The sequence below is a fragment of the Pseudomonas sp. DF11 genome (assembly GCF_058148565.1).
Map to the genome: position 1 here is coordinate 1,510,774 of NZ_JBYVYN010000001.1, position 8,169 is coordinate 1,518,942.

The 8,169-nt window shown below is 60.7% G+C and carries 2 protein-coding genes; one reads left to right on the plus strand and one right to left on the minus strand.

From position 1 onward, the window contains the following. Positions 1–36 precede the first annotated feature (36 nt). The gene (locus AC30D9_RS06565; RefSeq protein WP_490143703.1) at positions 37–4,182 is read left to right on the plus strand and encodes an amino acid adenylation domain-containing protein; all 4,146 of its coding nucleotides are present in this window, start codon (positions 37–39) and stop codon (positions 4,180–4,182) included. A gap of 1,180 nt (positions 4,183–5,362) precedes the next feature. Here the strand turns inward: AC30D9_RS06565 and AC30D9_RS06570 are convergent. After that, positions 5,363–7,837 (minus strand): TonB-dependent siderophore receptor, encoded by a 2,475-nt coding sequence (locus tag AC30D9_RS06570; protein WP_490143704.1) that lies wholly within the window; start codon positions 7,835–7,837, stop codon positions 5,363–5,365. Positions 7,838–8,169 lie beyond the last annotated feature (332 nt).

Sequence of the window (8,169 nt, forward strand, 5' to 3'; positions counted from 1 at the left end):
CCCGTCCGACGCCATGCTATTTGCCGCGAGAACACCATGAACGAACTGCTAGATGATGATCTGCTGACGCTGCTGCTGGAGGATGTCGCTCGCGACGTGCACACCGGGTCCAACGGCCGGCTGGACCGCGCGCCCCTGTCCTTCGCCCAGCAACGCCTGTGGCTGGAGCACCAGCGTGACCCGGCCCGTTCGGCCTACAACTTGCCCCGCGCCCTGCGCCTGACGGGCGAACTCGATGGCGACGCCCTGGAGCGGGCGCTGAATCGGGTCATCGACCGCCACGACATCCTGCGCACCGCGTTCAACGACATCGACGCTGCGCCGGTCCAGGTGGTCGAGCGCAACGCCTGCCTCACCCTGTATCGGGAGGACCTCAGCGCCCTCGATCAGCAGACACGTGCCACGGCGCTCTTGCAACGCATCGAGCAACACGCCCGGCAACCGTTCGATCTCAACCGCGCGCCGCTGATGCGGGCAACGCTGCTCAGGCTGGACAACGACGAACATGTGCTGCTGCTCAACATGCATCACATCGTCTCCGACGCCTGGTCCAACACGATCCTCATGCAGGACATGACCCAGGCCTATGCCCGAGCCCTGCTCGGCGATCCGTCACCACTGCCGCCGTTGCCCATGCAATACGCCGACTACGCCACCCACCAGCGAGGCGAGTATTTGCAAAGTCCGCAATGCCGGCGCAGCGGCGAATACTGGCGTCACTACCTGGGCCACGACCTGCCCACCCTGGAATTGCCCCTGGATTTCCCCCGCACCGCAGGCCAGCAACACCGGGGCGGACGCGTGCAGGTGACGCTTGCCCCCGCCGTGACCCAGGCCCTGGATGCGTTCTGCCAACGCCAGGGACTCACGCCTTTCGTGGTGGCGCTGGGTACCTGGCAACTGTTGCTGGGCCGCTACAGCAACCAGCACGACTTCACCGTCGGCGTGCCCAATGCCAACCGCAACAGCCATGAAAGCCAGGACCTGGTGGGATTCTTCGTCAGCAGCCAGGTGTATCGAGCGCGGATCGACTTGACCCACAGCGCGTTGGATTTTCTGCGCAGTTTGCGCGCCCAGTCCCTCGCCGCCCTGGAACATGCCGACTACCCGCTGGAGCTGATCCTCGATCAACTGCAACGTCCCGGCGCACAGGGCTTGTTCCAGGTCTTGTTCAACTGGCGCACTGGCTCTGCGCCCCTGCCGATCTCGCCCAAAGGCGAACTGGCCCTGGAGTTTCTCGACACAGGCGACAGCCAGGCCAAGTTCGACTTGGCGCTGGATGTCGACTATTCACAGCAGCAGATACTGGCGACGTTCGAATACAGCCGTGATCTCTACCGCACTGAAACCATCGAGCGCATGGCCGGCCACTGGCAAAACCTGGTGCAGGGCCTGATCGAGACGCCGGAACGCGCCCTCGGCGAACTGCACTTGCTCAGTGCTGATGAGCGCCAGCACACCCTGCAGGACTGGAACCGCCAGCCGACCCGGCTGCCCCGTGAACACTGCTTGCACCAGTTGATCGAAACCCATGCCGCCGCCACCGGTGAGGCCATAGCCCTGACCTTTGAAGGGCAGCACATGAGCTACGCCGAGCTCAACCGCCAGGCCAATCGACTGGCCCATCGGCTGATCGAACAAGGTGTCGGACCCGACGTACTGGTCGGCATCGCCGCCGAGCGCACACCGCAGATGATCATCGGCCTGCTGGCGATCCTCAAGGCCGGTGGCGCCTACGTGCCGCTGGACCCGGCCTACCCCGCCGATCGCCTGGCTTACATGATCGAGGACAGTGGCGTGACGCAGATCCTGACCCAGGCTCATCTGCGTGAATCCCTGGCGTTGCCCGCCGACATCAACTGTTTGTTGCTCGACCCAGCCGAGGCCGATGGCGACTATCCCGAGCACAACCCGGATGTGCCGATGCACCCGGATAACCTGGCGTATGTGATCTACACCTCAGGCTCGACCGGCCAGCCCAAAGGCGCCTTGCTGGCGCACCACAATGTCAGCCGATTGTTCCAGGCCACTGACCATTGGTTCAGCTTCGATCACCGGGACGTCTGGTGCCTGTTCCACTCCTACGCCTTCGACTTTTCCGTGTGGGAGATTTTTGGCGCGCTGCTGCACGGCGGTCGGCTGGTCATCGTGCCCCACGCCGTGAGCCGTTCGCCGCAGGAGTTCTACGCCCTGGTTTGCCAGGAAAACGTCACGGTGCTCAACCAGACGCCCTCGGCATTCAAGGCGTTGCTGCAGGTCGCCTGCACGCCCGACCAACCTCTGGTCCACCGGTTGCGCCAAGTCATTTTTGGCGGCGAAGCGATTGATGTGCAGAGCTTGCGCCCCTGGTTCGAACGCTTCGGCGACCAGTCGCCGCAATTGATCAATATGTATGGCATCACCGAAACGACGGTCCACGTCACCTGGCGGCCGCTGTCGATCGCTGACTTGCACAGCGAGGCCGCGAGCCCTATCGGCCAGCCCATCGTCGACCTGTCCTGGTATTTGCTCGACGCCCATCTGAACCCAGTGCCCAAGGGCTGCATCGGTGAGTTGTATGTCGGCCGGGCCGGCCTGGCCCGTGGTTACCACCAGCGCGCCGACCTGACCGCCAGCCGCTTTATCCCCGACCCGTTCGATCCGCTGCCGGGTGGCCGCCTGTATCGCACCGGCGACCTGGCACGCTACCGCAGCGACGGCAGCATCGAATACATCGGGCGCCTGGATCATCAGGTCAAGATCCGCGGTTTCCGCATCGAACTGGGGGAAATCCAGGCGCGTTTGCAAACACTGCCAGCGGTCCGGGATTGTGTCGTGTTGACCCATGAAGGCCCCGCCGGCCTGCAACTGGTCGCTTACGTGATTGCCGCGCAAGCGGCCACGGCCGAGTTACGCGAAGGCCTGTTGGCCGCCCTCAAAGCGCAATTGCCGGACTACATGGTGCCCAGTCACCTGCTGTTCATCGATCACTGGCCGCTCAATGCCAACGGCAAGCTCGACCGCAAGGCCTTGCCGGAACCCGACGCCGCTCTCCGGCAAACCAATTACGTGGCGCCGCGTACGTCATTGGAACAGGCGCTGGCACAGCTCTGGCAACAATCCCTCAGGGTTGAGCGCGTGGGCATCAACGACAGCTTCTTTGAACTGGGCGGGCATTCGATCCTGGCGATCGAGCTGATTGCCAATCTCAAGGCACGCCTGAACATCAGCGTGCGCCTGCAAGCGTTGCTGGCCAACCCGAGCGTCGCACAGCTGGCGCTGTTCATTGCGCAAAATCATCGAGAGCAGACCCAATGCCTCATCCCGTTGAACAGCGCCCCCAACAGCGCGCCGCAGTTGTTTTGCCTACACCCCAGCGGGGGCATCGTGTTCTGTTACCAGCCCTTGGCACGCAAACTCAACCAACGAGCGCGCGTCAGCGGCGTCATGCACCGCGGCTTCAGCGAACCTCATGCAAGCCCTGAGGCCTGGGCCGAAATGATTGCCGACTACAGCCGGGAAATCGTCATGGCCCAACCCCAAGGCCCGTATTACCTGATGGGCTGGTCGTTGGGCGGGACCATCGCACTGGACATCGCGGCGACTCTGGAAAGCCAGGGCCACACCGTGAGCTTTCTCGGTCTGGTGGACAGCACGATTCCTGAACACCTGTATCCGGCGACGTTGTCGCGTCATCGGCATCTGCCAGACGATGAACCCGTCGATCCGGCCTCCCAGGATCTGCTTGAGGCCATCGAATATTTCGACCTGCTGTTCCCGACCCTCACCGAACGTACGGCGGCTTACCGTCAGGAACATCCCGATAGCACGGTTCAGGCCTTCCATGAATGGGCTACCCGCCAGATCGAGCCGGGGCGAGGCGATTTGCTGTCAATCGTGCAGAGCGTCAAGGATGAAGTCATGAACGCCCAGGCGTTCTCGGTGCATGATCGGTTGCTGGAAGCCTTCGATGGATTCGCCTTCAAACCGGTACGGGTACGTCCCAGTTGCTGGTGGACCCAGGCGGAAAAAACGCCGGAAGAGTTGGCATTCTGCGAGGGCTTGATCAAGGGGTACAGCTTGACCGGGGAGCTGCAATGCTCGGTGCGCTCGCCGTTGCGTCACCGCAGTATGATCTTTGATGATGGGTTGCTTGATTCGCTGGTTGAGGTTTTTTTGGGCAGTACGGCGCAGGAGCAATAGAGCCGACAGCCGATACTGTGGTGAGGGAGCTCCCCTCCACAGGTTTTGTGTGTTCCCAAACGTGAGTGTGTATATCCGTTTCTTCGGTAACGGCCACTTAAGGTTCCGCTCTTACAGCGGGTCACTTTTGAAAAGCCCGGAAGCCGGCCCAGTCAAAAGTAAGCAAAACGCTTTTGCCCCACCACTCGGTGCCTCGCTTAGGCTCGGCATGCCCTCACTCCGGCATTGCTCCGTGGGCCGCCGCGAAGGGCCATCCATGGCCCAGCGCGGCTAACCCGGCATCCATGCCGGGTTGCCCACTGCGCAATGCCTGCGTTCGGCCAGCGTGGTTTAACGGGGCGCCCAGATCAAGATCAAGATCAAGATCCAAAGCAAAGCAAAGCAAAGCAAAGCAAAGCAAAGCAAAGCAAAGCAAAGCAAAGCAAAGCAAAGCAAAGCAAAGCAAAGCAAGAACAGTAGATGTCCAGCATCTATGCAGCTGAACCACCGCTATCGCGAGCAGGCTCGCTCCCACAGTTTTTTGTGTCGTTTGCAGATGCTGTGAACACCCGCAAACTCATGTGGGAGCGAGCCTGCTCGCGATGACATCGGCACATCCAGCAACCCCGCAAACTGACCCGCCGCTTTCGCGAGCAAGCCCGCTCCCACAATTGGATTGAATCCCCCCGCAAGAGCAGGTCGGCTATAAGGCCGCCTCGCGAGCAAGCTTTGCTCCCACAGCTAATGCTCAACAGGTCGGATGGGTGTACGCCCGCAAGAGCCAGGCCGGCTGTCAGGCCGCCTCGCGGTGGACGTAGATTTTGGCGCCCCGTTAACCACGATGGCCGAACGCAGGTGTTGCGCAGTGGGCACCTCGGCATGGATGCCGAGGTAGCCGCGCTGGGCCATGGATGGCCCTTCGCGGCGGCCCACGGAGCAATGCCTGCGTTCGGGCATGCCGAGCCTAAGCGAGGCACCAAGTGGTGGGGCAGAAGCGCTTTGGTTACTTTCGCGCTTTTCGAAAGTGACCCGCTGTAAGAGCGGAACCATAAGTGGCCGTTACCGCAGCAACGGATATGCCCCCCAATCCACTCCAATCCAACCCAAAAGAAAACGGCGCTTCCCCTATCCGGAAAAAGCGCCGTTTCCTCAAACAAACAACATTACGCCCAAGACAGCATCTATCTCATTCACGCAAGAATCAGAACTCCGGCGTGTACTTCACAGAGAACATCAGGTTACGCGGATCACCAAAGTTGTTGTTGCCATTGAGCTGGTTGTAAGCCGACGTCAAGTACGTCTTATCAAACAGATTGTTGGCATTGACCGCCAAGGCGATTTCAGGCGTCAGCTGGTAGCCGACACGAGCATTCCACACGGTGTAACCCGGGATTTCACGGTCATAGTCATAAACCATCGTGTGGCTTTGGGTGGTGAAGCCCAAGCCGGTGCTAACACGGCTCCAGTCACCGGTGAACTGGTAGTTACCCCACACACGCAACATGTGTTTCGGCGTCCAGGTACTGTAGATACGACCTTCATTGTCCGGGTCCTCCAGGTACTTGGTGGTGTTGTAGGTGTAGCCCGCGAACAACTGCAGGTTCTCCATTACTTCACCACTGATTTCGGCATCGATACCCTGGCTGCGCACTTTCCCCGAAGCAGTGGAGCAGTTCACGTCAGTACAACCGGGGATGGAGACGGCACGGTTCTCGTGGTCGTAACGGAAGACAGCCAGGGAGGTGTTGACCCGACCATCCATCAGCTCACCCTTGAGACCAACTTCGTAGTTGGTGCCGACGATGGGCTTGAGCACCGAACCGCTGGGATCGACCTCGGTCTGGGGCTGGAATACATCTGTGTAGCTGGCGTACACCGCCCACTCACGACTCAGGTCATAGATGATACCGCCGTACGGCGTGACCACCCCGGTTTCAGTTGCGGTGCTCGGGTCGTTGGGCGTGATGCCGTTGGCCGCGGTTTCGGTTTTCGACTTGTAGCTGAAGTCATACCAACTGACTCGGGAACCCAGCACCAAGGTCAGGTCGTCGACCGGCTTGACGCGCCAGGTGCCGTACACACCCTTCTGGCGGATATCGTATTTGCTGAGGGTGCCCCGCCCGCCCGGGCTGTTGATCAGGCCTTCGTAGCTGATGTTCGGACGATCGTTGTTCAGGTCAAAGATCGTGTCGGTGCTGCTGTTGTTGAAGGTACGGGCGAATTTATCATCCGTCTCCAACTGAGAGAAGTTGGCACCCAACATGACTTCCTGCTGCATCGACAAGGCTTCGAACTTGCCAGTCAGGTTCATGTCCAGACCGGCCTTCGTGGACTGGAAATCCGTCACGAAGTCGGCATATTGCACACCGCTGCCATCGGGGTTGAGGCCGACACCGCCATTTTGCGTTCTCTGGTTTTTCGCCTGGTTGTCTTCGGTCATGTATATGCCCCCCACCTTGAACGCCCAGTCCTCGTTGAAGCGATGCTCCAGATCGGCATAGTAGGTAGTGACATCGATCTCGGAACGGTTCCAGCGCGCGCCGGTGTAGGTCGAACGCGACACGTCCGGCATCGAACCGTCGGCGTAGCGTGGCAGGCCGCGGATGTTGCCGCGCGATTCGCCGTTGGATTGGCTGACCGCGAAGCCGAGAGTAGTGTCTTCGCTCAGGTCGATGTCCAGCGCGCCGTACAGCGAGTGAGTCTTGCTCCACGCATGGTCGACGAACGAGTTGCTTTGGTCCTCATCGGCGACGATACGACCGCGGATGTTACCGGCCTCGTTCAGCGGGCCACCGGCGTCCAGTTGCAGGCCGTAGTGATCCCAGGAGCCGGCCTTGCCGGTCAGGGTCACGGTCGGTGCGTTCTGGCCACGCTTGCGCACCAGGTTGACCGCACCGCCGGGGCTGCCAGTGCCTTGCAGCAGGCCGGAGGCGCCGCGCATGATTTCCAGGCGGTCGAAGAAGATCAGGTCCTGGGTCGCCCAGTTGCCCAGCGAATAGTTGTTACGCAGGATCGGCACGCCGTCGTACTGCCAGTCGTCGATCTGGAAACCGCGTGACGACAGGATCATGCCTTGGCCAACGCCCTGCAGGCCGACGATGCCGGTGGTCTGGTTGACGGCATCCTTGAGGCTGACCAGGTTCTGGTCATCCATCTGCTTGCGCGTCATCACCGTGATCGACTGGGGAATTTCCTTGAGGGTGTGGGTGCCCTTGCCAATGGTCACGGCGTTGCTGGTGTACGAGTTGCTGCCTTCGGTCGTCGCGTCCAACGCCTGGGCACTGATGGTGGTCGCGCCCAGTTCGAGGCCTTCACCGGCGGAACCGCGCACCAGCATCAGGGTATTGCCTTCGACGCTGTAGCGCACGCCGGTACCCTTGAGCAATTCGGCGATGGCCGCCTGCGGGCTCATCTTGCCGCTGACGCGGTTGCTTTTCAGGCCGGCCATATCGTCAGCGTTGTAGATCACTTGCTGGTTGGTCTGCTGACCGAACGCTTGCAGTGCCTGCGATAGCGGTTGCGCAGGAATGTTGATGCTGACGTCTTCAGCCATCACTTGAGCGCTGAGTGGCAGTACGCAGACCAACCCCAGACCGCCCAACACCCGACGCGAACGCAGGCCGCGGGACATGACGAGTGCCTTGAACAGAGGTTTCAACTCATGAATGGATGACATCGTGCTCTCTATTATTGGTAAAGGTAAAAAGTCCCTGGGGCCGAAGGGCCCGCCGCTCGCCAGCACAGGTGAACCCGCACCGTCGATTGCCCCGGGGCAATTGTCAGTACGTGGCCGACCGACCCCTCCCCGGGCGCGGTCATCTGGCTGGAGGACGGCGAAATCTTTGCTGGACAAACCCGGTGCCTGGACGTCCTGCCCGACCCGATTTGCCCACATACCTAAATAAGACGCAGCACTTGCGAAAAACCGGAATGAGTTTATTTATCATTCGCGAAAAAAATAAAAAAAGGCCGCCGCTGATGGGCGACGGCCTTTTGTTTCGTGTGCTG

Bases quoted from the DNA above. Each gene is read 5' to 3' on its own strand.
- AC30D9_RS06570 (WP_490143704.1), bottom strand. From the start codon at position 7,837: ATGTCATCCATTCATGAGTTGAAACCTCTGTTCAAGGCACTCGTCATG.
- AC30D9_RS06565 (WP_490143703.1), top strand. From the start codon at position 37: ATGAACGAACTGCTAGATGATGATCTGCTGACGCTGCTGCTGGAGGAT.